Genomic DNA, 330 nt, shown 5'->3' on the forward strand with positions numbered 1-330 from the left:
GTCTGATGTGAAAGCCCACGGCTCAACCGTGGAGGGTCATTGGAAACTGGGGGACTTGAGTGCAGAAGAGGAAAGTGGAATTCCACGTGTAGCGGTGAAATGCGTAGAGATGTGGAGGAACACCAGTGGCGAAGGCGACTTTCTGGTCTGTAACTGACACTGAGACGCGAAAGCGTAGGGAGCAAACAGGATTAGATACCCTGGTAGTCCACGCCGTAAACGATGAGTGCTAAGTGTTAGGGGGTTTCCGCCCCTTAGTGCTGCAGCTAACGCATTAAGCACTCCGCCTGGGGAGTACGGCCGCAAGGCTGAAACTCAAAGGAATTGACG

General features: G+C 53.6%; 1 rRNA gene. It reads left to right on the plus strand.

The window, feature by feature from the left end:
• A 16S ribosomal RNA gene (locus SB775_RS28265) occupies positions 1–330 on the plus strand; the annotation flags it as partial.

This window comes from Peribacillus sp. SIMBA_075 (assembly GCF_046534585.1).